A 24,270-nucleotide genomic window follows, 5' to 3' on the forward strand; every position below is an offset into this window, starting at 1 on the left:
CTGACCGCTGAACGGCGGATCAACGGTGACCCACCTCGCGATCGTCTGATCATCCTGATCTTCATTGAGGGTCAGGAGGAGAGGGTGATTTCCGTGGAGGACTGGGCCGAGATCCGTCGGCTGCACCGGGCCGAGCACATGCCGATCCGGGGGATCGCCCGGCATCTGGGTATCTCGAAGAACACGGTGAAACGGGCCCTGTCGACCGACCGGCCGCCGGTCTACCAGCGGCCGCTGAAGGGCTCGGCGGTGGACGCCGTGGAACCCGCGATCCGCGAGCTGCTCAAGCAGACCCCGACGATGCCCGCCACCGTGATCGCCGAGCGCATCGGCTGGGAGCGCGGGATGACCATCCTCAAGGAGCGCGTGCGCGAACTGCGTCCCGCCTACCTGCCGGTCGACCCGGTCTCGCGGACCGTCTACCAGCCCGGTGAGCTTGCCCAGTGCGACCTGTGGTTCCCGCCGGTCGACATCCCGCTCGGCTACGGCCAGTCGGGCCGCCCACCGGTGCTCGTGATCGTCTCCGGCTACTCGCGCGTGATCACCGCCCGGATGCTGCCCTCGCGGACCACCGGTGATCTCATCGACGGACACTGGCGCCTGCTCTCCAATTGGGGAGCCGTCCCCAAGACGCTGGTCTGGGACAACGAAACCGGTGTCGGCAAGGGCAGGCTGACCAGCGAGTTCGCCGCGTTCGCCGGCCTGCTCGCCACCCGGGTGCACCTCTGCCGGCCCCGTGACCCGGAAGCGAAGGGCCTGGTCGAGCGGGCCAACGGCTACCTGGAAACCAGCTTCGTGCCCGGCCGCACCTTCACCGGCCCGGACGACTTCAACCGCCAGCTCACGGCCTGGCTGCAGATCGCCAACCGGCGGCATCACCGCTCGATCGACGCCCGCCCCACGGACCGGTGGGAGGTGGACCGCACCGCGATGCTCACCATCCCGCCGGTCGCCCCGCCCCACTGGTGGCCGCTTCGCATCCGTATCGGCCGCGACCACTACATCCGCGTCGACACCAACGACTACTCCGTCCACCCTCGCGCGATCGGCCGGACGGTGATGGTCCACGCCGACAACGAGGAGATCACCGTCACCTGCGGCGACGAGACCGTGGCCCGCCATCCGCGCTGCTGGGCCAGGCACCAGAGCCTGACCGATCCCGACCACGCCACCGCGGCCGACCTCATGCGCGGCGAGGTGATCCATCAGCAGGCCGCCCGCGCGGCCACCGCCCGAGCCGCGGTGCTGGCCCCGGACAGCCTCGGCATCGAGGTCGAGCAACGCGAACTGGGCACCTACGACCGCATGTTCACCCTCATCGAGGGCGGCGCCGGAAAGGAGGACACATGATGCCCCGCACCGCTGCCCAGTCCCAGAACACTGTCACCGACACGGCGAAAACAGGCGATCCCGCCGCCCGCACCACCCGACAGACCACCGCCGACCTGGCCTTCCTCGCCCGCACGATGAAAGCCCCCGCGCTGCTGGACGCCGCCGAGCGGCTCGCCGAACGCGCGCAGGCCGAGTCCTGGAGCCACCTCGAATACCTCGTCGCCTGCCTGCAACGCGAAGTCGCCGCCCGCGACAGTCACGGCGGCGAGGGCCGCATCCGCGCCGCCCGCTTCCCCGCGATCAAGACCATCGAGGAACTCGACCTCGCCCATCTGCGCGGAATGACGCGCCAGCAACTCGCCCACCTGGGAACACTGGACTTCATCGCCGCGAAGGAGAACGCGATTTTCCTGGGGCCGCCGGGCACGGGCAAGACACATATCGCGACCGGGCTGGCGATCCGGGCCTGTCAGGCCGGCCACCGGGTCGCGTTCGCCACCGCCGCCCAGTGGGTCGACCGCCTGGCCGCCGCCCACCACGCCGGCCGGCTCCAGGACGAACTGGTCAAGCTCGGCCGCTACCCGCTGATCGTGATCGATGAGGTGGGGTATATCCCGTTTGAGGCCGAGGCCGCGAACCTGTTCTTCCAGCTGATCTCAAACAGATACGAACGCGCGAGCGTGATCGTCACCTCGAACAAGCCCTTCGGACGCTGGGGAGAGACCTTCGGCGACGAGACCGTCGCCGCCGCGATGATCGACCGGCTCGTCCACCACGCCGAGGTCCACTCGCTCAAGGGCGAGTCCTACCGCATGCGAGGCCGCGAACTCGGCCGCGTCCCCGCCACCACCGACAACGACTGAACAAAACCACCGACGACGCGAGAGTCAGAACTCAACCGTCCAAAGTGGGTCACGGTTCAACCGCCGCCGACATGGGCTGCGGGGCCTGGCGGATGGTGTCGGGGTGGTGGAGGTACCAGCCCCAGTCGTCGATGCCGGGGCCCCAGCGGACCAGGGCGACCCAGGTGGTGGAGCCCTGGTGCAGGCGCCAGTTCTCGATCCGGCATGGCCGCCACCGGCCGCCGAGGCGGATCTCGGCCCAGCGCCAACGGGGCTCGGTGGTCCAGCAGCGTCCGGGGCCGGACATCAGTTCGCGCGGTGCCCGTTCGGCGTCGCCGGGCTGGTACTCCGGGTGGCCGGGGTGGGGGCGGGAGAACGGAACTGCGCTGGTCACACCCCCACCCTAAATCGAACAAATGTTCCCATCAAGCGCGGGGGCCGGGCCCGGCGGTCAGCGCCGGCGGTGGAGCAGCAGGGCGAGGAGGGTGCGGGCTTCGCGGCGGCGGGCGGGGCTGGGGGCGGTGATGGCGGTGAGGGCGAGCGCGGTGAGGGTGAGCAGGTAGCCGGCGGCCGAGGTGGCCAGGGCGAGGGTGGCGGGGTCGCGGGTGAGGGGCATCGTGTCTCCGTGTGGGGCGGGGTCAGAGTTCGTGGAGTCCGCTGGCTTCGTTTTCGCGGGCCGGGCCGGGGCGGCGGCTGACGGAAGGGCGGAGCCGGCCCCGGGCCGCGGCGCTGCGGTTCGGGGCCGTACGTGTCAGCGGTGACCGGCGAGCTCTCCGAGGCGGCTGGCCAGGCCGGGCCCGGGTCGGCGGGCGATGCCCGCGATGTCGGTCCCGACCACGTCGGTGTGCTCGACCAGACGGCCGACCTCACGGGCGAGCGAGGCGGTGGGCCTGGAGTTCTCACTGGTGCGCCAGGGCCCCATCACGGTGGGCAGGGTTCGGTAGTAGTCGGGCATCGGCGGCAGGCCGGACTCCATCGCTGTCCCGTGGCCGTCGGCGGCCTGGCAGGCCTGGGCCAGCCACCACTGGGCCTGGTCGAGTTCGCCGACGCCGAGGTGCTGGAGGTAGAGGGCGAAGGCAGCGCGCTGGTCGCCCGCACCGGCGGCGATCCGCCACCAGAACGCCGCGCTGACGGGATGTCCGGCAAGGTGGAGCAAGCAGCCGAAGACCCGCGCGCCCTCGATCTCGATTTCGATGTCCGCCGTGTCGGCCCCACTGGCGAAGACGGTGCAGGTACGGCTTTCCTCGTGGGCGAAGCGGGAGAGCAGGGTGGCGGCCTTGGGACCGCAGATCGCGTCGCGGGCCAGGGAGTCCAAACCGAGGCGCGCGCCGTTGTAGTCGTGCCACCACTCGGGTTCCTGGTAGGTACCGGCCCGGTGGCGGGCGACGTCGGCGGCGATCTGGCGCAGGGCCTGCGCGAAGCCGGGGCCGCCCGGTGTCTCGTCCGCCGGGACCTCCCTCTCGCGCTCCGCGAGGAGCCGGTCGAGGTGAACGTCGGCTTGGCCTCCGCCGGTGAGGTAGTCGGCCGGCCAGGCGCGCGGCCCGGCGCCGACGTCGGTGAGGATCTCCACGTCCTGCTCGTGCTTGCCGAACGGTCCGGGGACGGCGGTTTCCGGGGGACCGGCGATGGGCTTGTTCACCGGCGTACTCCTCTGCGGGTCGGGCGGGCGGACTTCAGGACGTGCAGGGGGCGCAGCCCCTCCTCCAGTTGGTCGAGGGCGCGCTTGAGGTGGCGGTCCACGGTGCTGGGGTGAGTTCCGAGGAACCAGGCGACGAAGTAGGTGGACCTCTTGGCCGCCCGGAGGATGACGATGTCGAACTGGCGGGGGGTGAGCTTGCCGAGCTGCTCGAACAGGCCGGTCTCGATCCGGCCGTCGTCGTCCACGACGTAGGCGTCCGGCAGCGAGGCGCGCATCTGGGCGAGCATGACGCGCAGGTCGTTGAGGCGGGCGAGCAGTTCGGGGTCGTGCTCGCGGCGGCGGACCTCGAAACGGATGGCGTGGCAGAGCATGGTCCAGGCGCTGGCCACGACGTCCGGGCTGGCCAGGAGCTGGGGCCAGTGGACCGCGATCTGGGTGAGGACCTGTTGGACGACCTTCTCGGCGGCCTCCGTGTCGCCGAGGACTTCCTCGGCGAGGCGCAGGTAGGAGGGGCGGTGGGTCAGGTTAAAGGCCTCGTAGTCGATCGGGAGGTCCACCGGCAGGTCCACGGCGGGCGTGGCCGGCTGCCCGGCATCCGGGTCGCGGGCCGGCTCCGGGCCTATGGCGAACAGCGATTCCTCGTTCATCAGGCCCATGCCCCCCACTGGCGGGCCGGGCGCGGGCGCCCGGGGCGGGCTCCGGCGGGCGGAGGGGGGTGTCCCTCTCTGCGCTCGGGTGCGGGTCGAATGCAGGTGCGGCTCATAGGGAGTTGTCCTTGCTTGTCACATTCTGACGAGGTGTTGCTTCGTCAGCGCCACGTTGTGGCCTGCCGATAGTCAAGCGGTCGATGTCCCCAGTTCACGCACCTCAGCCGAACTAATTTCACCCAAAGATCATCATCGGACACGGAGAGCAACGGGAATGGATAGCGCGCCTCCCCGGGAAGGACGTTCCAGCCGGTTGCGCCTCGACACCCAGTCCTGACAGTTGACTCACGGTCAACTACCGTCCGTCACATCATGTGATGGAGGTCACTTGCTGGAGCCGGTCAGGCGCTGCGTACCGAGACGACTCGCCGACGTGGACGCGGTCAGACTCGATCCCCGGCACCCCGCGGCACGGCGTCCCCCGCCTGGCGACCACACCGTGGACTGCCGGCGCCCCCGGCCGGCGAGCCGGGGCCGCCGACCCGTGGCCGGGCCGGCTTTCCTCCCGTCCCGTTCGTCAGTTGCTTCGCCGCCGGAGGGCTCTGACGCCTAGGTCGTAGGCCATGGAGCCGAGAGCGAGGACGACCAGCGGCCACACCAGCGGGGAGTCGGGCGGCACCGTGCCGGACAGCAGGGCGCCGGCCACCGAGCCGGTGCCGGCCATCGCGGTGCAGGTCGGCGCGGCCGGCACGCGCAGCAGCAGACCGCGCTCCGCCTCCGGAGCGGGCGGGCGGCGGCTCATCGGGTCACCGCCTCGGCGCCGAGGGCGCGCCGGGTGTGCCGGTCGCCGAGGTGGCCGAGTTTGCGGCGGACGCGGTCGCCGTAGGCCGCGGGCAGGCCGAGGTCGAGGGCGGCGTCGGCCCAGGTGGCCTTGCGGGAGGCCCAGAGGTTTGCGACGGCTGCCTCCGTCGGGTCGAGGCCGCGGAGCACGGCGTCGACCCGGGGGTCGGTGAAGTCGTGGTCGAGCGCGAGCGCGCCGGCGGCGGGCTTGTCCGGGTATACGTCCCAGACCGTTACGCCGTCGCGGTTCGGCGTCTCCAGCAGCCACACCCGTTTGCCCTTGCATGTACGGACGGTTCCGTCGGGTGCCCGCCACTGGAAGCCGCCGGGCCGGTGCTCCCAGATCTCCGTCCATCGTCGGCGCTCGGCGGCGGTGTAGGAGCGCAGGATCCTCAGCAGTTCGGGGTCGGTGAGGCAGCTGCCGAGCCAGTCGACCCAGTCGTCGAGCAGGCCGTTGATCACCGCGTCCCGGCACTGCTGGGCGTCGGCGTGGCCGAGGACGTTGCGGGTGAAGTTGTCGACAGTCGCGTAGTCGCCCACGATCGCCGCCCACCGGGCCGCGAGTGCCGCCAGGAGCATCTCCTTCGTCGGCGGCTCCACCTCGAACGCGGCGAACCCGAAGCGGGTGTACCCCAGTAGCCCCGGCTCATAGAAGGAGAACTCGACCTTCCGGTAGGTCCAGGTGATCGCGACGGGGCCGGTCGGGATGAGGAGCCCGCCGGGGCCGCCCAGCAGCAGCGGGATGCCGATCTGGCTGGCAGCCCAGCTCCTGGCCGCGGTGCCCATCTCGGGGCTCATGCACTTCACGGTTCGGCCGGTCCAGCCCGTGGGCTCGGCGAGCGCAGCGAGTCCAGCCGGAAGATCGCAGCACTGGCTCGTGGTGGTCATCTCTTCTCATTCCTCCGTCTTCCGGGGAGGTTTCCCCATCCTCTGGGGACGGCGACGGGCGGTTCCGGCAAAGATCTTGAAGATTTTGATGTGACTTGCACCACATGTCGGGGTCGGTCCTGGCGCCCCTGTCCGCGGGTGCCCGTTGAACGTCCAATGGGGCGCTGATGGTTCGTCCGGCACCATGGTCTCCGCGACGAACGCCTTCTCCGCGGCCCTCGCAGCCGCCACCCCGCTCAGCAGCCGTGCACACGAGTCGCCGGTGGCGGAGCCAGGGGCGGCATAGTCGGCGAACACTTCGAGCACGTCGACGAGGTCAATGGCGGCCGCGCCGGTGTGGGCCGCCACGTCCGGCGGGCCCGCGCGGCACCGGTCCGCAGCTGCATCGTTGTCCGGATCATGAACGACTCCTCCGCCTCGGGCTGCCGACCGGTATCCCCTCCGATGGTGCCCGGTCCGCCGCCGGCTCCCTGGTGGGCGCCTGCAATTCCGCCGAATCCGCCCCCGGTGGTGCCGGCCCTGCCGCGGCCCCGCCGCCCGAGGGCGGCGGCGATCCCGGGCCTGGCCGGGTGGGCGGCGCGCGCGACGGCGGCCGGGGTCGACCTCGGGATCGCCGGTGGTCTGATGACGGCGTACCTGGCCTCGCTGTACGCGGCGCAGCCCGGGCTCGCCGTGCTGCAGCTGTTCGCGCTGCTGGCGGACGTGGACGTTCGGGGGTGGCTGGCGCAGGGGTACTGGCTGGTGGGCGCTGGCTGGCTGGTCGTTCAGTGGGCGGAGCGGGGCCGCACCGGGGAGAGCCTGGGGCAGCGGCTCGCCGGGGTGGTGACGGTGGATGAGGAGACGGGGGCGCCGATCGGTGCGGCCCGCAGCATCCTGCGTGGGCTGCTGCATGTCCTGGACACCCTCCCGGCCGGCGCCGGGTTCCTGCGCCCGGTCGTCCACGCCCGGCACCAGACCTGGGCGGACAGCATCGCCAGGACCGTGGTCGTACGGCGGTCCCTGATCGAGACGATCGCCCAAGACCGGTAAGCAGCGCGAGGAGGCGGGGCACCGGCGCCCCGCCTCCTCGTCGGGCGGCTCCCGCGAGGTCCGAGCCGCGCTGAGCCGGGCGCCGGGTCCACCCGGCTCAGGCCAACCCCCGGCGCAGCGCGAGGCGCAGCAGGGTGAGGGCGTCGGCGGGGTCGTTGGAGAGCAGGGGGAGGGTGTCGGTGGCGTCGGCGACGGGGCGGCCGTCGATGATGGCGACCCAGGCGCCGGTGAAGTCGTAGACCTCGATCCAGCCGGCCAGGGTGCCGCGTCGTTCGAGGGCTTGGATGCCGGGGGCGGTCGGCCAGGTGAGGTGGACGAGGCCGTCGCCGAGCGCGTAGTCGCGTCTTGGGGTGCCCAGTTCCCGGGCGGCGGGCGAGGCCCAGTTGGCGGCGGGGCCCAGGGTCAGGGGTGGCACTTGGTCGTCGGCCGGGTCGGGGCGGCGGGCGGTGCCGACGGCCAGCGGTGACAGCGGGGCTGTCAGGCCGGCGCGGGCGAGCGCTTCGGGGGCGAGAGTTGATGCCTCGCGCGTGGATTCTTCGATTTCGCGTGATGCCTCGCGCGTGCCCTGGCCTCCGTTGCGGCCGGCACCGGGCGATGGCTCGCGCGAGCCATCGGGGCGGGACGGTCCGGATGTGGGTGGCACCGCCGCCGGGGTCTGCTCCGGGGCGCTCGGCCGCGGTCGCGACGCCGACGTCTCCGCCTGCGGCCGCGGGGCATCGGCCTCGGCCGTCAGTGGCTCACGCGAGCCATCAAGGCCGCCGCCGCCCCGACCGTCCTGGCCGGCCTGGGCCAGTTGCACGGCGGCGCGCGCCTCGGCAAGCAGGCGCTCGGCGACGTTGGTGAGGCTGGACAGGCTGACCCTCAGCTCCATCGCCCCCGCCTGCGCATCCAGGGCCTGGGCGAGCCGGCTCGCGGTGCGCTCGGTGATCTCGCCGAGGCGGGCGAGCTGCCGGGCACTCGCGGATTCGAGCTCCCTTGATGCCCCGCGCGAGTCATCCAGGGCGGCCTCCAGCGAGGCCTCCTGGCGCTGCTTCAGCCGGGCCCGGTAGGCCTTGGACGAACAGCTGCGGCCCTTGCAGTACCCCGGCCGCTGCCCCGCCCCGGTAGCGCGGACCGGCTTCCCGCACCACCCGCACCGGGCGGCGCCGTCACCCCCGCCGCCATCCTTGATGCCTCGCGCGTCGCTTTCCATGATCGACATCGTACGGCCCGCCGGAACAGCCGCGAGAGCCGGGGCACCGCCCCGTGCAGAGCAGGCCTCGACCGCCCGCCCAACGCTGCGCCCGGGCCAACGGGCAACCCCCGCACCTGGCGCAGGTGGACGCCGTATGGCTCGGCCCCTGGTTCTCTTCGCCGGCGCCGCCGGTACCGCTACGGTGACGCTACCGACTGAGGAGGGGACCATGCGCAGCTCCGATACCGCCCGCCGCGTCCTGGCGGACCTGCCCACCGCGATGGGCCTGCTGTGCTGGAGCACGGCACCGGCTGCCTGGCGCGACGCCGTGGCGCGCGCGGCCCGGCTGCTCGGCCCGGGCTGGGAGCAGGCCCCCGACCGGGACCGCCTGGGTGTGCTCGCTCTCCTCTTCTACGTCGAGGCCGACGAGCGGGCGGTGACGGTCGGGGAGGTGCCGCTGGATGCCGTGCGGTCCGCGCTGGTCGTGGACGGCCGGGGACTGGCGTGGCACCTGGAGGGCCACATCCAGCGTGTCCTCGATGGGCAGGGACACAGCCCCTACCGGGACCCGCGCAGGTCGGAGCGGGATCGGGAGGAGAGCCCGCTGTGGCGCATCCAGCACCGGCTGATCCACGTCCAGATGCCCGACGAGCCGACCATGATGGTCGAGCCGCGGCCCTCGCGGCTCGCCCGGCAGGTCCAGCCGCTGCTGGACGTGCTGGCGGGGACCATCGGCGACGCCGAGCGGCTGCTGCCCCAGGCGCCGCGCCCGGTGGGACCGCTGACGGTCCGGATGGACGGTGGACGGGTGTACCGCTGGACCGCCGGCATGGGCGCCTGCGCGGTCCCGGTCGGGTGTACCCCGTGCGGCACCCTGCCCGGCGGGACCGTCGTGGTGGACGGCCCCGACGCCACCTACGTGTGCCCCAACGGACACACCGCTACGCAGGGCCTGCTGAGCGCCCCGCACGTACGGGTCGCCGTCGCCCACGGTGTGGACGATGACGGGCAGGCCGTGCCCGTGATGCTGCCGGACGGCGCCGACGTCGTGTGGCACGGCGACCTGAACGTCGCCGGCCCCAGCGCGGGGGAAAGCACCGACCCGACGGCCTACTTCATCGGCAGCAGCCGCGCCTGGCACACCTCCTGACTGCCAGACTGGCGATCATGACTTCCGACCGGCGCCCGCTGTGGCACCCCGCCCCCGATACACCCGCCGATACACCCACCGACCAGCCCACCCCGGAGGCCCGACTCACCGCGGTCGAGCGAGCCGCCCCGATCCCCGCACCCACCGCAGACCCAGCACAGCGGCAGGCCCCGCGCGGCGCCCGCCGACCGCTCGGCCCCGGTGGCCTGGTCGCCAACGCCGGCGCCGACGGCTGACCACCCCAGAGACGGCGCAGGGCTGGGACAGCGAACGCTGTCCCAGCCCTACCGGTGTGCGCCGACCGCCAGCCACTCCGGCCGTGTCGCCCATTGGTGGGCCGGCGGCATCGACGCGGGAGGGGGCACCGGGGTGGTCAGCGGGCGAACGTCACCGTCAGCGTCTCGTTCGGGCAGCCGGACGCCAGCTGCTGCATCGCCTCGCGCTCTCGGGCGTCGACGCTCAGACGCCAGCGAGTCTTCACCGCCGTCCAGTCCGTGAGGTAGGTGCAGCGGTAAGACGCCAGCGGAGGCAGCCACTCCGAGATGTCCTTGTCCGCCTTCGCGCGGTTGCTCCGCGCCAACACCGCCACCAGCGACCGGCCGTCACCCAAGTCGTTCGCGTAGGCCTCCCGCTCGCTGGCGCTCCAGGCCGAGGCCCCGCTGTCCCAGGCCTCGGCGAGCGGTACGACGTGATCCACATCCAGCTGCCGGGCATCGTCGACGACCAGGTTGTCGTAGGGCGACACCCACTTCCCGCCCAGCAGCGCGCACTTCGGGCCGACGGCCGGCGTCTCGACGGCCTCCGCGATCAGCACCTCGGCCCTCGTGTTGCAGCCGTCCTTGTCCGCGTCGATCCAGTGCCGGAACGCGGCGCGCACGTACCCGTCCCGGCTCTCCTCCGCCACCGACAGAGCGACGATCGCCTCCGCCAACGGCATCGACACCGTCTCCCCCACCCGGAGAAGCCGGGGCGCAGCATGGACAGTGGAGGCCTGGGCCGGGACGGCGGCTAGCAGGACGGCGGTGGCGGCCAGGACGGCCGCGAGCGCGGGGCGAAGACGCACTGTGTTCTCCAGGTTCAGCTCGACGACGACAGTCGCCTGGAGAACTCCCGAGTAACGCCGCAGGTCACCGCTCGGGCGGGGCGCCCACCGGATCGGGGGTCAGGGGCCGTGGTGATCGCGCCGGAGTTGGCGGGGCCTCTGGTGCGTCGGCCGGATGTCGGAGAGTTCCGGTGGGCCCTCTTCGTGGGCGGAAGGGCGCCGGGCATCGTCGTTTCGAGCCGCGCGCCGCGGAGGTCGGCGTCAGCAGGCGAGGATGGCGGCGGATGGTCCGGGCGGCTGGCCCGCCAGCTGCTCCGTCACCTCATCGGACCAGAATGAGAAAGGCCGGAGCGGCTTCGAGCCCGCTCCGGCCTGGGGCGCGGGTGCGGCAACACCTGATGCGCCGGGGCCTGATCCGTGGTTGGAGTCCACCGCCTCAGAGTGCAATCAGGCTTGCAAGCTGGATCGGTGACGGCAAGTCGAATCGGGTCAACCCCGTCAGACCGAACCTACAGATTTATCTGAAAGCACCGCAGCGGGCCATCGAATCCAAGGCGTCGACCGGAAGGCGTGTCTTTCTATCCGGGATAGAACGGTTTCCCCTCGACACGAATATGGGGCGTTGTTGGGGCACATGCGGCGAAATTTGCGTGATTGGGCATCCATGTGGTTGGGCCGAAGGAGTTGCCCTTGGGATCCTGGAGGTCGCATGTACGAGCCCGCCCGGCAAGGCGGCTCGGTTGTCAACGTGCACACGTAGTTGGAGTCCACCCGCCCGCAGCAGCCAGCTACGGGCGGGCACGAGTCGGGACGACACAGATGTCGGCCCGACTTCGCGTCGTACCCGCAGCGGCCCGCTCCTGTGCCGCACGGAGCCGTCCCTGTCCGACAGGCACGGACAGGCCGTCAGCCCTCAGAAAAGGTAACGGTGACAGACCACCTCGACCACGGCGCGGCGCACAGCCGCGCCGACGCCCCTCTCACCGCCGTCGACGCCCCCCTGCGGACCTCGCCGTCGGCGCCCCCTTGCGGTACCGGGCCGGGCCAGGCCCCAGACGACAGCGACGACGGCACGGAACTCGTTTCCCGCCGTCCGATGAGCACCGCCGAGGCCATCGTCGTGATCGCCTTCCTCATCGTGGGCGCGGTCCTGCTGGTCGCCGGGAAGCCGATCATGGCCATCCTCGGCCTGTTCGCCGGGGTGGGCGCCATCGTCGTGGCCGTACTCGCGCGCCGCATCCCCAAGATCACCTGGCGGTGACCGATGGGACGTCTGAGGGCGACTCCGACGATGAGCCCTTTGTGGCAGAAGCGCATCGCCGTCTACCTCGAAGACCTGTGCACGTCGAACGGCCTCACGACCTTCCAGGCCATCGCGGACGCGACAGGCCTGAACATCGGAGCGGTCCGCCGCGTAATGACGGCGAAATCGCTCCCTGATTTCCCTGTTCTCCACGCCATCGCTGCAGCTTGCCACGCAACCCAACTCGACATGCGCGGTCTGCACTTAAGTTGGCTCCAGGCCCGGTCCGACCGTAGGCCGGACTGGTATAGACCCGATAACTGGTACGCGCGCCCGGCAACCCGGGGATACCTCCCCCGGCGGAACCTGATCAAGCCGGAACTCATCAGCGACTTCGCTGAGCTGCGCCGGAGTATCAAGTGGCTGCTGTTCGAGTCGGGCTCGCCATCGCCTCGTGAGCTGGAGAAGCGCGCCGGCTACAACGCCCTGCCGCACAGCACGCTTGAACGCACGCTGAAAGGCGAGCGACTCCCCGACAAGGCGGAGGTCATCGTGTTAGTCGAGACACTCGGTATCCCATCTGCGGATGCTGTGGCATGGGGGGAGGCGTGGGATCGCTGCGGCGATCCGCTGCGGGTCCGGCGTCTTGCGCGCGAGGCGCTGTTGTTCGCTCAGGTCCTCGACAAGCTCGGTGAGACCGACGAGAGAATTCGGAATTCCCTTGTCGGCCACGCGGCCGCGAACCTGATATCCCAAGAGGTCCAGAGGCACGGCCAGTCAGCAATTACCCCGCAGCTCCTCGACCTGTTCCTGACTGGAATGCCGACCCCGGAACAGCCGAGCATGGGCTGAGAGGACCGTGGGGTGGGCGGCTGCAAGCCGGCCACCCCACGGTGGCGTCAGGCGAGCCCGGGTTCACAGGCAGTAGATCCGACCGCCTCACCGCAGCCGCAGGGCGGTGTCACATGTCGGCCAGGTGCTCCCGGAAGACGGCTTCGAGTCCGGCGATGGTGCGCTCGGTCAGGACTTCGTCGGGCAGTCCGGCCTCCATGCCGGCCCTGGTGTTGAAGTCGACCCTGCCGTTCGCGGGCACCAGCTCCTGAATCAGCCAGGCGGCGAACTCCGCGGCCGCGCCGGCGGTCGCGTTGCGCAGGGACAAGCCCTCGTCCCCCGAGACGCCGGATCCGATGCCCTCGAAGGTCGCGCCGGCCACGGTGATGTCGAACCACCAGTCGTGCTCGTCGCTGGGTCCGTAAGCCCCGCCGTCCGCCTTGGTGTGCACGAACGCTTCCTCGCCCTCCCTGCGGCGCAGCGCCTGGGTGAAGCTGTCGAGGGTGAGGTTCCAGGTGGTGCCGGGGGTGGGGGTGAAGACGAAGAGGGTGCTGGTTTCGGGGAAGTCGGGGATGGGCTGGTCGGGGTTCATGGTGGCTTCTGGTCCTAGGAGATGGTGGGTGCGGTGAGGGGGCCGGGTGGGACGTAGCGGGCGTAGCCCTTGGCGCCGGTGAGGGCCATCATGGTGCGCCAGTAGGGGATGGTGTTGGGGTCGTTGGTGACGATCTCCATGCCGCGGACCTGTTGGTTGCGGGGGTCGTTCATGGCGGCCGCGTACTTCTGGAGTTCCTCTTCGTCGTCCTTGAACAGGAACGGGGGTTTGGCGCCCTTCTCCTTGTTTCGGCTCTTCTCGAGTTCGTCGAGGGTGCGGTAGCACTTGGCGGGGTCGCGGACGTATTTCGCTTCGACGATCATGCCGTCGGTGTCTCGGAGGCCGTCCGCCATGATGTACGGCTCCTTGTTGGGCCGCAGCGGTACGAGGGGGAGCTGGTACTCGGGGTAGCCGGCGACATCCCACTGGTAGCGCTTGTCGGCCTCGGTACCGCCGGAGAAGCCGCCGGTGACCAGGCCGGACTTCCACTGCCGGAACGTGGCCAGTTCGGTGGGTGTCAGCGGCGGGTAGCCGGGCATCGGCGGGGTCGGGGGTGCGACGGGGGTGCGGATCTGGACGCCCGGGTTGACCGGGGTGTAGACCGCGGGGACGAGCGGAAGGGGCAGGGGAAGCGGCGCGGGGAAGGGCAGGACCCAGGGGAAGCCCGGGCCCGAGGGCGGCTTCGGGGCGGGCTGGCCCTGGGGGACGGGGACCCGGCTCTGGGTGTCGTCGAGGGCGTGCGGTGTGCTGGCGAGCGAGAGGATCTGGGTGTCGCCGAGGAGCTTGGATTTCAGGCCGCCGTCGTCGCCTTCGCCGCCGAAGACGGGGTCGTCCCAGGGCGCGACGAACCAGTTGTTGAAGAAGCTGGCGGAGTCGTCGATGTGCTTGGCGTACCGGTCGCAGGCGTCGCCGAGCTGCCGGCAGGCCGACGCCAGGTTGGCCAGCAGCGTGGACGTGCTGTCGGGCTTCGCCGGGTAGTCCTGCCGCCCGACGAAGGCGGTGAAGAACGACGCGATCGCCGTGGCCGTCTGGCCCTCGTGGACCGCATCGACGGTACGCCAGGCGTCCTGCGCGCTCTGGAGGACCTGCACGGTGAGCCGGTGGGCGGCCTGCCAGCTCCCGGCGACCTTCCTGAGCTTGTCCGGGTCCCCGCGGAAGCGGTCCCCCCACACCCACCGGTCGACGCCACTGGTCTTGCCGAGCGCCTCCGGCAGGCTCTCGCCGATCCCCCGCGGGTCGGGCGCGCACTGCCCGGCGGCCATCCACGGCTGGGCCAGGCCGGCCGTGGCATCGCCGGCCGGGTCCGCGCTCGCGCCGAGCAGCTGCTTGGCCACGGCGTCCTCGGCCGCCAGGTAGTTGTTCGCGTTCGCGAGCAGCGTCTGCGAGCCCTGGCCCATGAAGTGGCAGGCGTTCGCCATCTGGTTCAGCGTGGTCTTCGCCGTCGGCTTGTACACCGACGCGAAGATCTTCCCTGCCTCGTCGTCCCCGATCATGCCGCCGGCCGCGGACAGCTCCCGCGCCAGCAGCGTCACGATGTTCAGCAGGTCCTCGGAGACCTGGTGCATCTGCCACGACCCGGAGAGCAGCGCGCGCACGTCGACCTTGTAGCCGCCGTCCATCCCCACCCCCAACTCCCCCACAGCACCCGGCTTCCCATGCTAGGAGTCCGGCCCCGGCAGCGGGTCCGTGTTGCACAACGGCCCGTCGCGCGGGTTCGGCACGGCCTGCGGGCACGAGGTTGGAGCCGGACCGACCGAGCCGGGGCTCCGTTGCGGTCCCCGGGAAGACGCGCGCCGCCGCTACCGACGGGGCTGAACGCCTGCGCGGTTTGTGAGCAAGAGCCCTCCCGCCGGACCGGCCGGTTGCCGGGAGTCCCGGATCTCGCGGCCTTCGCCGTGGCACGCTCTGGTGGGTTGTCAGGCGAGTAGGGGGAAACCGGTGATCGACTGGCTGCTGCGGGTCAACTACAGGCTCAGCTACCGCATGCGGCACACGGCGCACCAGGTGACGCGTGAACGTGTCGAGCAGCTGGAGCGGTCGCTCCGGCTCGCCGGGTGTCCGGGGCCGGTACCGAACGCGATACGGCGGGCACTGTGGGAGGGCGCCTACGGCTGGCGCAAGTTCGGGTGGAACCTGCTTCGGTGCGCGCTCGCGCTGCTCGTCCTCGCCGGGGTCTCCAAGGGGTCGATGGGGCTTGGCCGGCTGGCCTTCTCGCCCGCCGTCCCGGTGGTGCTTGTCGTAGTCCGGATCATCGACATCATCGTCGTCTGTATGGTGTTCGGCAGCATGTTGATCAGCAGCAGCCCTGTGGGGTGGTTCGGGGTCGCGAGCCGATTCGTGCCGATCAACAACATCGCGGGCGTGGTGAACGCCTGCGGGGCCGTGCTGGCGGCCGGCCCCAGAACCCGGCCGAATCACCTCACGAGGGTTCCGATGGAGCTGCGCTTCGCCGAGCAGCAGATCCTCAAGATGTACCGCCGGCGGAGAACAACCCCGTGGCGCTCCCACCGTTGGCCGCAGCTGAGGGCACACGCCAGGCTCGTTGCAGCACGGCTGAGGGTGGCGGAGGCCGGGTTCGACACCGACGCCGAGAGCGCCGCGAAGGAGCTCGTCGTCCTCCTGGTCGAGATCGCGGACAACTACGTCGCCGGCCGGGTCGGCGCCCTGCTCCAGGAAGAGGAGCTCAAGGAGCTCCAGCCCGTCCGGGACCATCTCGCGCAGGCACTGCTCTCGTTCCGGTCCATGACCCGTCTCATCGCCGCGGCTCTCGTGGTGGCGGTGTTCGCCGGGGCCGGGATCTGGGTGGCGTCCCGCTTCGGGGTGCCCACGGCCATCGCCGCCCTGCCGGCCGTCGCACTGGCCAGCGTGCTCGCTCCCGCCCTGGTGTCGGTCGTGACTCCGCAGCCAAAGTAGCCGCCCACCACGGGGCGGGAAGCGCCTGTTGAGCCAGCGAGCCCTACAGAACTGTTGTGCGGGATTCCCTGTCCGCCGACTGGAAAGGAACAGCACCATGGCCGGCCGAGGGACGGCCGCCACTTCGGAGGGGAACTCGCGTGCCCGACGTCATCACCATCGCCGACGATGCCGACCTTGCCCACCTGGTCGACATGCTGCCGGACCCGCAGAACACCGGCTTCTGGGGCGACGGGGACTACAGCATCGCCTCGAAGATCGGCCACCATCTCCGCGCGGTCCTCAACGGCCGGGCCTACCCCAAGGACGTGGACTACCTCGCGGTGCACGTCCTGAAGTACCTCGGCCGCGGCAACGGCCACATCCCCGAGGAGCGGATCGCCAAGAACCTCACCGGTGCCCACGGCATACGCTCCGCACGGTGTCCCTGCCCTGCCGGCGCTCGGCCGACGGGCCCTCAGCGCTCGTCCGGCGCGCCCAGGCTCCAGCGAAGCCGCTGACTGCCGCGAGCAGCCCGCGCCAGGCCGGCAGCCGCCGCGCGGCCCGGCTCGAGCAATCGAGCCGCGGACCAGCTGTCAGCCGGTCCGGATCACCTCCCGCGTACGGTTCGACGGCAGTCGGCTGGGGCCACCTTCTCCGCTTCTCGATGTGACGTTTTGTCATATTCCGGCCCCGCGTGCCCGACGCCGGGCGGCTGTCTGGCAAGGTGGTGGTGTCCGAGTACCCGGGGCACCGGGGAAGCACACGGACTCGGGCCGGACGGCCCGATCCGAGTACCCAGCTGCACAAGCACTGGCGAAGCACACGGAAGGTCCCCTTGACAGTCATCCCTGTCCAGTCCCCGCCTGATGTCGATGCCGCGGGGCGCGAAACCGATCAAGCCGCTGACGGTACGCGGGTCGGTGACGCAAAGGTCATCGTCGTTATCCAGCGAAAGGGCGGCGCCGGCAAGTCCACCATCACCGTGAACCTCGCTGCGGTATCCGGCGAGTCGAAGCCCGCTCAGGCCGGCTTCGACGCCCCTGTCGTCGCGGTCGGCATCGACCCCCAGGGGTCCATGGAGCAGTGGGCACGCCGTGTGCCCGAAGATGCACTCCCATTCGACTACGTCGTCACCAAGGGGCGGCTGGGAGAGGTCCCCGATCTGCTGCAGGACCCGACCGTACGCCGGATCTGGGTCGACACCCCCGGCTTCATGGACACCGATCCCGAGGCCGATGCGGACGCCGACCCGCTGGGCGACGGCCGCGCCGCCGACGCCATGCGGGAAGTCCTCGCCCTGGCGGACCTGGCGATCGTGCCGATCACGACCGAGTTCCTCACCCGCGACCCGGCCGAGTTCACCATCGAGTACATCCTCAAGCCGAGGAAGATCCCGTTCCTCGTGGTCGTCAACCAGTGGGACTCGGCACGTGACCGCACCCAGGAGGACCTGAAGAGGGCGCAGCAGTGGGCCAAGGACCGCGGTTATCCGCTCGTGTCCCACGCCGTCCGCAAGTACAAGATCCACGCCAACGCTGCCGAAGACGGCCTGACGGTGATCCAGTATGCGGAGAACGGCACGTCGCTGCGCGCGCGGCAGGACTTCTACAAGCTCGCGCTGGCGATCGAGCAGGCCCTCTGATGGGGCGCCAGCGCGGCACGAACGCCGCCGCTGAGCAGTGGCAGGTCCAGAGCGCGGTGGACATCGCGCGCAGGCTGCCGCACCACTTCCGCCCGATCTCCGACCTGCCGACGCTCACCGAGCGGGAGCGGGAGTCGATGGCGCAGTGCGAAGCGGCCGTGGAGTCCCTCCAGCTGGTCTTCTGGGCTGCTGGCAAGGCCTTGCAGATCATCCGTGACGGCAAGCTCTACCGTCAGAGCCACCAGACGTTCGAGGCGTATCTGCTGGCGCGGTGGAGCATGAAGCGGGCCTACGCGAACAAGCTGATCCGGACCTGGCAGATCGCGGAGCGCTTGTTCGAAGCACAGTCGAGTGGTTTGGCTCCAATTGGAGCCAAAAAGCTGAACCAGGCCAGCGCCTGGGAGCTTGTGCCGGTAGCCGAACAGCACGGCCTCGATGCCGCGGAGAACGTCTACACCACGGTGGTCGAGGTCAACGGTGAGCCGACGGCTGCCGTCATCAAGCAGGCCGTGCAGGCACTCCCGTCGGGCGACTTCGAACCCGAGGTCGCGAAGGCTGCGATCGTCGGGGAGCTCAAGAAGGAACGGCAGCCCAAGGCGCCTCGCCTTCCGAAGGCCCGACAGGAACCCCAACCCCAGGCACCGACCGTCCCCTGGGAGGACCCGGCAGCCGTGTTCGCCCTCCTGCGCGAACACATGACGGCCGAACGCCGCGCTGCGCTCGCGGAACTGCTGGTCGCCGAGCTGTCCGAGGAGTCCTCGGCCGCATAGCCCCGAAAACGACGGAAGGGCCTCGTCCCAGGTCATTGACCTGGGACGAGGCCCTTCCGTCTACGCGGCGCTGCACGGATGGCACGCTCAGCTGCACTGGACGGCCCGCCTGGGACGGCTGCCTACCGGGGGTGGCCGGGCCAGCGTTCGGCGAGGTCGTTGTCGCCCAGGGTGTCGTAGCGGGCGATGATCCGCCAGGCGGTGTCGCACAGGTCGCGGGTGTAGCGCTCGCCGGCGGTAGAGCGGCCGCCGTGCGCGGAGAAGAGGTCGTTGAGGTACTTCCACAGGGCGGGCTGGTCGCCATCGAAGAACATCAGCAGGTAGTGGCCGAAGTAGGCGATGGCGGCGGGGTCCTCGGCCTTGTTCAGCTTGGCGATGCCGCTCTGCATCTTGCTGAGGATGTACTCCGGGCCGGCGGCGCCCGGGCCGGTGCGGCCGGGTTCGACGATGGTGCTGGCGCCGTTGTCGACGGTGGCCCAGAAGGCGACGTCGTCCCGGCCGGGGAGCATGGCGAGCAGCCGGGCGAGGTGGCGCAGGTCGGGGTCGGTGGCGAAGGCGTCGTTCACGGGTGTCCTTGCGGGTTGGGTCAGCGGGCCAGGGAGACGAAGCCGAAGGCGATCTGGCGCTGAACGACGGGCTGGACGAAGTCCTCGTAGGTCGCGATGTCCGGGGGGTTCACGGCGGTGGTGTAGCCGAACATGACGCCTCCGAGTTCGCGGACGCGGGCGGTCTGATCCTGGTGGAAGAAGGTGCCGCCCCACTGCTCGAACGGGCTGAGCCGGACCGTCACCGTGGCGCCGTTGAGGTGGGTGGCGGGGGTGTGGCCGGCGCGCGCGGGCAGCGGGCGGTCGATGACGAAGTCCGGGCCCGCGACACGCAGTCCGGCTTCGTGGGCGTGGTCGAGGGTGGCGACCTTCCAGGCACCGAAGGTGTCCTGGCGCAGCTGGACGCCTTCGAGGTGCGGGTTCACCAGGAGCGTGGGCCAGATGACGGGCCCGTCGTCACCGGACTCGATGGGCCAGTTGATCAGGTGTGAGCGCCAGGACAGGTTGTTGGAGAGGCGGAGGATCGGGCTGTCGTTCCAGCTGGAGGCCTGGCAGGCGGTGTGATGGAGGGTGGCCATGGTGACGTTGGTGAGCTCGTCGACGTCGACGCACAGCGAGGGCGGTTCGGTGCCGAGCGGCCTGTTGCAGCTCTGGCAGTCCTGGGGCCAGACGTTGCGGGCGACGTCGGCGAGGACCTGGTCGCCGAGCTTGGCCTTGATGCTGGGGTGCACGGACATGGAGGCGAGCGCCACGAGGGTTCCTTCCGGGGGGATGGGGCTGGCGGTGTCGTCGAGGGGGTTGGCGGGCGGGGGTGGCAAGGGGGTGGCCCGCTCGGTTCGGGCGGGCCACCGGGGCTGGCGGTCGGTCAGTTCTGGAAGGTCTCGGTGCCCCACTTGTCGGCCAGGCGCTCGTGGAAGGGGCGCCGTCCGTTGTGGGCCAGGTACAAGCGCCAGGAGGTGGTACGGATGTCGCGCAGGCACTCCAGCCCGGCCGCGCTCTCCGTGTCGTAGCCGAGGCCGCGGTTGACGACGTCGGCGACGGCTTGCTCTTGGCCGCCGAAGAACATCAGCACGTACTGGGCGAGCAATCCGGCGGACGGCTTCCAGTCGGTGCGGTTGCCCAGGCACTGCTGGATGTAGGGACCGGTGTTGCCCAGGACGTAGGTGATGCGCTCGCGCTTGGTCTCCGGCGGCTCGTTCTCGCCGGTGGTGCCGGCGACGTCGAGGTCGATCCACCAGTCCTCGGCGTCCGGGCCGGGCAGCAGCGAGAGCAGGTCGAGCAGGTGGTCCAGGTCAGTACGGTCCGTGCTCAATGGGTCCCCCTCCGTGGTGGCTTGGTTCGCACCGTACGGGCCCAGGGGCTCGGCTGGAGGGCGTTCGGCAATGTTCGTCCCGCTGACTGCGGACGGCCTGGCCGGTCAGGACCGCGCCGCGGCGGGGCCGCCGGTACCGCGCAGACCGATCGCGTGGCTGAGGGTGGTGAGGGTGGCGGTCCAGTCGCCGGCGTGGTGGACGGCACGGTTGTCGACGTAGGCGGCGGCGCCCAACTTGGTGCGGGTGACCAGGATCGGTCCGCCCACGACCTGCCAGTAGGCGCGCTCGGGGTCCGGGTCGAAGAAGGCGTCCAGGCCGCTGTACCAGCTGACCCAGTCCGCGACCTCCGGCAGCCACCGCTCCGGGCGCGCGGTGTAGACGAAGACGGCACGCCTGCTCGCGAGCAGGCGCAGCGCTTCCATCGCGCCGGGCTGGGGCAGGCCGATGCGGCCGCCTTGCCAGCCGTTCTCCAGGGTGAGTGTGCCGTCCAGGTCCAGGCCGAGGGCCTGGGAGGCGGGGCTGTCGGGGTGAGGAGCGATGACGGGTCGGTGCATGTGGCCTTCCTTCGACGGGTCGGCTCCGGCCCGCTGGGTTCGGGCCGGGGCCGGGGAGGTGGTGGGTGGTCAGGCGGCGGCGGACAGGAGCGCTGCGGCGGAGACGGCGAGGACGGCGACGAGCGCGAGGCGGGCCGCCCACTGGAGGAGGCGCATCTTGCGCTCGCACAGCACGCTGAGAACGTGCAGTCGCGCGGGGCGGACGTCGTGGGCCAGGGCCTCGCGGATCGCGGCCGGGTCGGGGCAGCGGGCCCAGCGGGAGAAACCATCGCTGCGGGTGCGGTTGAGGCGGGGCATGACGACCAGGAGCGAGAGCAGCGCGGAGGCGACGGCGGCGGCGATGGCGGCGGCGGCCAGGGCGAGCGCGGACGTGGGCGCCTGGCCGAGGGCGGCCACGCCGGCGATGAGGACGCCGATGAGGCCGAGCAGCATGGAGGCCTTGCTGTCCGTTCGCGCGATGTCGGCGCTGACGGCGGCCAGTTCGCGGTCGAGGGCCTGGTCGAGCGCGGACATGGGCGTGGTGGTGTCCATCGTGGTCTTCCCTTCCTGTCGGGGTCCGGCCGGGCGTCGGCTCCACGCGCCACTGCGCCCCGTCCGCTGGGCCTGGCGGGCACCGGGGGCGGGGCGTGGTGATGGGCGGGGTCGAGGCCCGGCCGGCCTGTGGACGGTGGGTGGGGCGGGTGGTCAGTCGCGGGTGGCCAGGGTGATGACGTGGTCGAGGAGGGCGGGGTCGGTGGTGTGGCCGATCCAGTGGCCGGTGGCGTCCCACAGGTGCCACCAGGTGGCGCCGTCGGGGGTGGTGACGGCGGCGCTCTGGTAGGGCCCGTACGGGGCGAGGTCCCGGACGACGGCGGTGGTGGGCATGGGTTCGTCCTGGGGGTCGTCGACGGGGGCGAGGTCGTGGGCGACCAGGAGGAGCAGGGGCTGGTCGGGGGTGGGGGTGAGGAGGTATCCGGTGACCTCGACGTAGGTGCCGGCGGGGTAGGCGTCGCGGACGGTGGTCTCGTCCAGGTCGTGGTGGGGGTCGGGGAGCATGCAGGTGAGGAGGCTGTAGTCGCCGGCCTCAGTGGTGGGCAGCAGCAGGCGCCAGCGCAGGAGGGCGGGGCCGTGGGGGGCGGTCAGCCGGGGGGCCTCGTGGAGGTAGCCGGTGACGGTGGTGGGGGCGAGGTCGCGCATCGGGGTTCCTTTCGGTCCGGGTGGGCGCCGCCGTCCCGGGGCCGGGACGGCGGCCCTGTGTCGGGTGGTCAGCTCCGCCGGGCGGCCTGGTAGGCGTCGCGGACGGCGTCGGGGACGCGACCGTGGGGGTTGCAGGGCAGGCCGGTGTGTGCGGCCCAGGCACGGATCTGGGCGGAGGTGGGGTCGGCGGGCCACGGTCCGGCGCCCGGCACGGGGATGGTGCCGGTGCGGGCGATGCGCAGTTCGGCGCGGGCGGCGGCGAGCTGCTTCTCCAAGGCGCGGATCTTGGACTCGGCGGCGGTGACGGCCTGGTCGGCGTCGCGTCGGGTGCGCAGGGCGGTGAGGGCGTCGCGGGCGCGCCGGGCGGTGGCGCGCACGCTCTTGGCGTCGTGCTTCTCGGCCCAGGCGAGGAGGTCCTCGATCGGGGCGCCGTTGCCGGGGTGGGTGGGCGGCTGGTCGGCGAGGGTGACGGCGGCGGCGATCTCGTGCTCGGTCAGGCCGGTGGTCGCGGTGATGCCGTCGACCGGGGTGCCGGCGCGGAACATGCCGACGGCCGTCGCGGTCGCGGCTCCGGCCTGGGCCGTGGCGTGGGCGGGGGTGCTGTTCACGCGGTGGTGGCCTCCGGCTCCTGGCGGTCGGTGCGGGCGGCGGCCTTGACCCGGCGCAGAGCGGCGCGGCGCTCCTGGTGGGTGAGGCCGGCCCAGATGGCCTCGCCGGCCTTGGCCGGGTTGGCGAGCGCCCAGGCGAGGCACTGCTGACGGGTGTGCAGCGCGCACTCGCCGCACAGGGCCTTGGCGGTGGTGGTGCGCTGGTCGGCGTCGGGGGCGCCGTCGGGGAAGAAGACCTCGGGGTCGGTGTCGGGCCGGCGGCAGGGCTCGTCGCCGCTGAGGTCCGGGTAGGCGATGCCGTCCAGGGCTTCCCAGCCCTTCGGGCCGCCGGCGCCGGTGGTGGTGCGCGGCGCGCGGCCGGGGGCGGTGGCGGTGATGGGCCCGCTGTGGCGGCGGGCGGTGGCGGTCACGGCCGGTCCTGGGGCTGGTGGGCGCGGTAGTGGTCGCGGCCGGGGTGGGTGTCGGTGGCGGTGATCGGGGCGAGGAGCTGCTGGAGGGCGCTGGTGGGGGAGGGGTGCTCGCGGGTGGCGGGGCGGCCGCAGGTCCAGCAGTCGGCCTCGGGGCCGGACCAGGTGACCTCGCAGGCGGCGCAGGTGTAGTGGTGGGCGGCGAAGCGGCGGGGCAGGCCCGGCCGGGTGGGGCGGGTCGGCGAGCCGGGGCGGGGGCGGAATCGGGTACGGGTGTGCGCCATGACGGGGCGTTCCCTTCGTCGCGGGGGCGGGGCGGTGATGGTGGGGCGGGGTGGGGCGGCCGCGGTTGGGTTGTGCGGCCGCCCGCTGGGCGGCTAGAAGGGGGGCTCGGCGCTGTAGGAGCGGGCCGGGCCGGGACGCCAGGGCAGGCGCCGCCAGAAGAGGCCGAGCGCGCAGTCGCAGAACTCCCACTCGCCCTCGCCGCACCACCAGCCGCGGCGGTCGCCGCAGCTGTCGCAGCCGGGCTTGGGCAGCTGCTCGATCGTCACGGCGTAGGTGTCGAGGGTGATCTCGATGCGGCCCAGGCGCAGGCGCGGCGAGCGCCGGGTGAGAAAGTGGGCGCGGATCCGCGCCCGGATCCGGGTGGTGAGCGGCGGGCGGGCCGGGGTGTGGGAGGCGTCGGCGCGCTCGCGCAGGGCGGCGACGGAGGCCTCCAGCTCGGGCGGCAGGCCGGGGTCGGAGCCGAGCAGGTTGAGGGTGTGGGCGTAGACGAGGTCGGCGGGGGTCACCGGTTCTCTCCTTCCGCGGGGGGGCAGGCCGGGCGGCCACGCCGCGCACCAGCACGCCCCGCCCGCCAGGCCGGGCGGGCCTGGGTGCGGGGCGTGGTGGTGGGCAGCGTGGCCGCCCGGTCAGTACTCGGCGGGCGCCTGTTGCTCGAAGTGCTCGGCGAGGTGGCGCAGGATGCCCGCCACGGTCGCGGCCGGGATGCTGCCGTGGACCTCGGCGACGCTGTTCTTGTCGACGGTGACGATCAGCGGGTAGTCGTCGGTGTTGATCACCTTGACGTCGAAGGACATGGCGGCCTCTCCTTTCTCGTTCGGGGTTCGGG

General features: G+C 71.7%; 32 protein-coding genes. 11 read left to right on the forward strand and 21 right to left on the reverse strand.

Going from position 1 to position 24,270, the window contains the following annotated elements; genetic code table 11:
- Positions 1-84: 84 nt before the first annotated feature.
- Both istA and istB read left to right on the forward strand, forming a co-directional pair.
- A complete protein-coding gene (gene istA / locus ACWDBE_RS34000; protein WP_449809840.1) occupies positions 85-1,350 on the forward strand; it encodes an IS21 family transposase in 1,266 nt (421 codons plus the stop codon).
- The gene (gene istB, locus ACWDBE_RS34005; protein ID WP_449809841.1) at positions 1,347-2,195 is read left to right on the forward strand and encodes an IS21-like element helper ATPase IstB; all 849 of its coding nucleotides are present in this window, start codon (positions 1,347-1,349) and stop codon (positions 2,193-2,195) included. The genes istA and istB overlap by 4 nt, the downstream gene beginning before the upstream one ends.
- Before the next feature lie 49 nt (positions 2,196-2,244).
- On the opposite strand, the gene ACWDBE_RS34010 is transcribed toward istB, so the two are convergent.
- The 6 genes from ACWDBE_RS34010 to ACWDBE_RS34035 form a co-directional block, all read right to left on the reverse strand.
- Positions 2,245-2,568, reverse strand: a complete 324-nt coding sequence (locus tag ACWDBE_RS34010) for a hypothetical protein (RefSeq protein ID WP_449809842.1) — start codon at positions 2,566-2,568, stop codon at positions 2,245-2,247.
- Between the two features lie 57 nt (positions 2,569-2,625).
- Positions 2,626-2,790, reverse strand: a complete 165-nt coding sequence (locus ACWDBE_RS34015) for a hypothetical protein (protein WP_449809843.1) — start codon at positions 2,788-2,790, stop codon at positions 2,626-2,628.
- Between the two features lie 135 nt (positions 2,791-2,925).
- Positions 2,926-3,813, reverse strand: a complete 888-nt coding sequence (locus tag ACWDBE_RS34020) for a hypothetical protein (protein ID WP_449809844.1) — start codon at positions 3,811-3,813, stop codon at positions 2,926-2,928.
- Positions 3,810-4,460, reverse strand: a complete 651-nt coding sequence (locus tag ACWDBE_RS34025; RefSeq protein WP_449809845.1) for a hypothetical protein — start codon at positions 4,458-4,460, stop codon at positions 3,810-3,812. Before ACWDBE_RS34025 ends, ACWDBE_RS34020 begins: the two co-directional genes overlap by 4 nt.
- Positions 4,461-5,037: 577 nt before the next feature.
- Entirely contained in the window at positions 5,038-5,262 is a 225-nt protein-coding gene (locus tag ACWDBE_RS34030; RefSeq protein WP_449809846.1) for a hypothetical protein, read from the reverse strand.
- A complete protein-coding gene (locus ACWDBE_RS34035) occupies positions 5,259-6,098 on the reverse strand; it encodes a hypothetical protein (protein ID WP_449809847.1) in 840 nt (279 codons plus the stop codon). The genes ACWDBE_RS34030 and ACWDBE_RS34035 overlap by 4 nt, the downstream gene beginning before the upstream one ends.
- A gap of 600 nt (positions 6,099-6,698) precedes the next feature.
- Here ACWDBE_RS34035 and ACWDBE_RS34040 point away from each other — a divergent pair.
- Entirely contained in the window at positions 6,699-7,217 is a 519-nt protein-coding gene (locus tag ACWDBE_RS34040) for an RDD family protein (RefSeq protein WP_449809848.1), read from the forward strand.
- A 97-nt stretch (positions 7,218-7,314) separates the two neighbouring features.
- Here ACWDBE_RS34040 and ACWDBE_RS34045 read toward each other — a convergent pair whose 3' ends face one another.
- Positions 7,315-8,409 carry a hypothetical protein gene (locus ACWDBE_RS34045; protein WP_449809849.1) on the reverse strand — a complete coding sequence of 365 codons (1,095 nt, stop codon included), beginning with the start codon at positions 8,407-8,409 and terminating at the stop codon, positions 7,315-7,317.
- 211 nt (positions 8,410-8,620) lie between these two features.
- Between ACWDBE_RS34045 and ACWDBE_RS34050 the strand changes: the two genes are divergently transcribed.
- Together ACWDBE_RS34050 and ACWDBE_RS34055 are read left to right on the forward strand one after the other, a co-directional pair.
- On the forward strand, positions 8,621-9,541 hold the full coding sequence (locus ACWDBE_RS34050; RefSeq protein WP_449809850.1) for a hypothetical protein: 921 nt from the start codon (positions 8,621-8,623) through the stop codon (positions 9,539-9,541).
- 17 nt (positions 9,542-9,558) lie between these two features.
- A complete protein-coding gene (locus ACWDBE_RS34055; protein ID WP_449809851.1) occupies positions 9,559-9,777 on the forward strand; it encodes a hypothetical protein in 219 nt (72 codons plus the stop codon).
- A 137-nt stretch (positions 9,778-9,914) separates the two neighbouring features.
- Here ACWDBE_RS34055 and ACWDBE_RS34060 read toward each other — a convergent pair whose 3' ends face one another.
- Positions 9,915-10,604, reverse strand: coding sequence for an HNH endonuclease family protein (locus tag ACWDBE_RS34060; RefSeq protein ID WP_449809852.1), 690 nt, complete (start codon positions 10,602-10,604; stop codon positions 9,915-9,917).
- Between the two features lie 907 nt (positions 10,605-11,511).
- Here ACWDBE_RS34060 and ACWDBE_RS34065 point away from each other — a divergent pair.
- Together ACWDBE_RS34065 and ACWDBE_RS34070 are read left to right on the forward strand one after the other, a co-directional pair.
- Positions 11,512-11,844 carry a hypothetical protein gene (locus ACWDBE_RS34065; protein WP_449809853.1) on the forward strand — a complete coding sequence of 111 codons (333 nt, stop codon included), beginning with the start codon at positions 11,512-11,514 and terminating at the stop codon, positions 11,842-11,844.
- Between the two features lie 39 nt (positions 11,845-11,883).
- Positions 11,884-12,678: a hypothetical protein gene (locus ACWDBE_RS34070; protein ID WP_449809854.1), complete on the forward strand. Its 795-nt coding sequence runs from the start codon at positions 11,884-11,886 to the stop codon at positions 12,676-12,678.
- 109 nt (positions 12,679-12,787) lie between these two features.
- Here ACWDBE_RS34070 and ACWDBE_RS34075 read toward each other — a convergent pair whose 3' ends face one another.
- Together ACWDBE_RS34075 and ACWDBE_RS34080 are read right to left on the reverse strand one after the other, a co-directional pair.
- Positions 12,788-13,249 (reverse strand): hypothetical protein, encoded by a 462-nt coding sequence (locus ACWDBE_RS34075; protein ID WP_449809855.1) that lies wholly within the window; start codon positions 13,247-13,249, stop codon positions 12,788-12,790.
- Between the two features lie 14 nt (positions 13,250-13,263).
- Positions 13,264-14,868 (reverse strand): restriction endonuclease fold toxin-2 domain-containing protein, encoded by a 1,605-nt coding sequence (locus ACWDBE_RS34080; RefSeq protein ID WP_449809905.1) that lies wholly within the window; start codon positions 14,866-14,868, stop codon positions 13,264-13,266.
- A 319-nt stretch (positions 14,869-15,187) separates the two neighbouring features.
- Between ACWDBE_RS34080 and ACWDBE_RS34085 the strand changes: the two genes are divergently transcribed.
- The 4 genes from ACWDBE_RS34085 to ACWDBE_RS34100 all read left to right on the forward strand — a co-directional run bounded on the left by ACWDBE_RS34085 (position 15,188) and on the right by ACWDBE_RS34100 (position 18,556).
- Positions 15,188-16,162, forward strand: a complete 975-nt coding sequence (locus ACWDBE_RS34085) for a hypothetical protein (protein WP_449809856.1) — start codon at positions 15,188-15,190, stop codon at positions 16,160-16,162.
- Between the two features lie 140 nt (positions 16,163-16,302).
- The gene (locus ACWDBE_RS34090) at positions 16,303-16,662 is read left to right on the forward strand and encodes a hypothetical protein (RefSeq protein WP_449809857.1); all 360 of its coding nucleotides are present in this window, start codon (positions 16,303-16,305) and stop codon (positions 16,660-16,662) included.
- Positions 16,663-16,979: 317 nt separating this feature from the next.
- A complete protein-coding gene (locus tag ACWDBE_RS34095; protein WP_449809858.1) occupies positions 16,980-17,786 on the forward strand; it encodes a ParA family protein in 807 nt (268 codons plus the stop codon).
- Positions 17,786-18,556, forward strand: a complete 771-nt coding sequence (locus tag ACWDBE_RS34100) for a hypothetical protein (RefSeq protein WP_449809859.1) — start codon at positions 17,786-17,788, stop codon at positions 18,554-18,556. The genes ACWDBE_RS34095 and ACWDBE_RS34100 overlap by 1 nt, the downstream gene beginning before the upstream one ends.
- Positions 18,557-18,678: 122 nt before the next feature.
- Here ACWDBE_RS34100 and ACWDBE_RS34105 read toward each other — a convergent pair whose 3' ends face one another.
- The 11 genes from ACWDBE_RS34105 to ACWDBE_RS34155 form a co-directional block, all read right to left on the reverse strand.
- Positions 18,679-19,122, reverse strand: coding sequence for a hypothetical protein (locus ACWDBE_RS34105; RefSeq protein WP_449809860.1), 444 nt, complete (start codon positions 19,120-19,122; stop codon positions 18,679-18,681).
- Between the two features lie 20 nt (positions 19,123-19,142).
- Positions 19,143-19,853 (reverse strand): hypothetical protein, encoded by a 711-nt coding sequence (locus tag ACWDBE_RS34110; RefSeq protein WP_449809861.1) that lies wholly within the window; start codon positions 19,851-19,853, stop codon positions 19,143-19,145.
- Positions 19,854-19,966: 113 nt separating this feature from the next.
- Positions 19,967-20,413 (reverse strand): hypothetical protein, encoded by a 447-nt coding sequence (locus tag ACWDBE_RS34115; RefSeq protein WP_449809862.1) that lies wholly within the window; start codon positions 20,411-20,413, stop codon positions 19,967-19,969.
- Between the two features lie 105 nt (positions 20,414-20,518).
- Positions 20,519-20,968, reverse strand: a complete 450-nt coding sequence (locus ACWDBE_RS34120; protein ID WP_449809863.1) for a hypothetical protein — start codon at positions 20,966-20,968, stop codon at positions 20,519-20,521.
- A 69-nt stretch (positions 20,969-21,037) separates the two neighbouring features.
- Entirely contained in the window at positions 21,038-21,499 is a 462-nt protein-coding gene (locus ACWDBE_RS34125; RefSeq protein ID WP_449809864.1) for a Pycsar system effector family protein, read from the reverse strand.
- Positions 21,500-21,652: 153 nt separating this feature from the next.
- Positions 21,653-22,144: a hypothetical protein gene (locus tag ACWDBE_RS34130; protein ID WP_449809865.1), complete on the reverse strand. Its 492-nt coding sequence runs from the start codon at positions 22,142-22,144 to the stop codon at positions 21,653-21,655.
- Between the two features lie 68 nt (positions 22,145-22,212).
- A complete protein-coding gene (locus ACWDBE_RS34135; protein WP_449809866.1) occupies positions 22,213-22,752 on the reverse strand; it encodes an Lsr2 family DNA-binding protein in 540 nt (179 codons plus the stop codon).
- Positions 22,749-23,162 carry a WhiB family transcriptional regulator gene (locus ACWDBE_RS34140; protein ID WP_449809867.1) on the reverse strand — a complete coding sequence of 138 codons (414 nt, stop codon included), beginning with the start codon at positions 23,160-23,162 and terminating at the stop codon, positions 22,749-22,751. Before ACWDBE_RS34140 ends, ACWDBE_RS34135 begins: the two co-directional genes overlap by 4 nt.
- Entirely contained in the window at positions 23,159-23,443 is a 285-nt protein-coding gene (locus tag ACWDBE_RS34145; protein WP_449809868.1) for a hypothetical protein, read from the reverse strand. The genes ACWDBE_RS34140 and ACWDBE_RS34145 overlap by 4 nt, the downstream gene beginning before the upstream one ends.
- 93 nt (positions 23,444-23,536) lie before the next feature.
- Positions 23,537-23,950: a hypothetical protein gene (locus tag ACWDBE_RS34150; RefSeq protein WP_449809869.1), complete on the reverse strand. Its 414-nt coding sequence runs from the start codon at positions 23,948-23,950 to the stop codon at positions 23,537-23,539.
- Positions 23,951-24,070: 120 nt separating this feature from the next.
- The gene (locus ACWDBE_RS34155; RefSeq protein WP_449809870.1) at positions 24,071-24,238 is read right to left on the reverse strand and encodes a hypothetical protein; all 168 of its coding nucleotides are present in this window, start codon (positions 24,236-24,238) and stop codon (positions 24,071-24,073) included.
- Between the last annotated feature and the right edge of the window lie 32 nt (positions 24,239-24,270).

The organism is Kitasatospora sp. NPDC001132 (genome assembly GCF_053598415.1).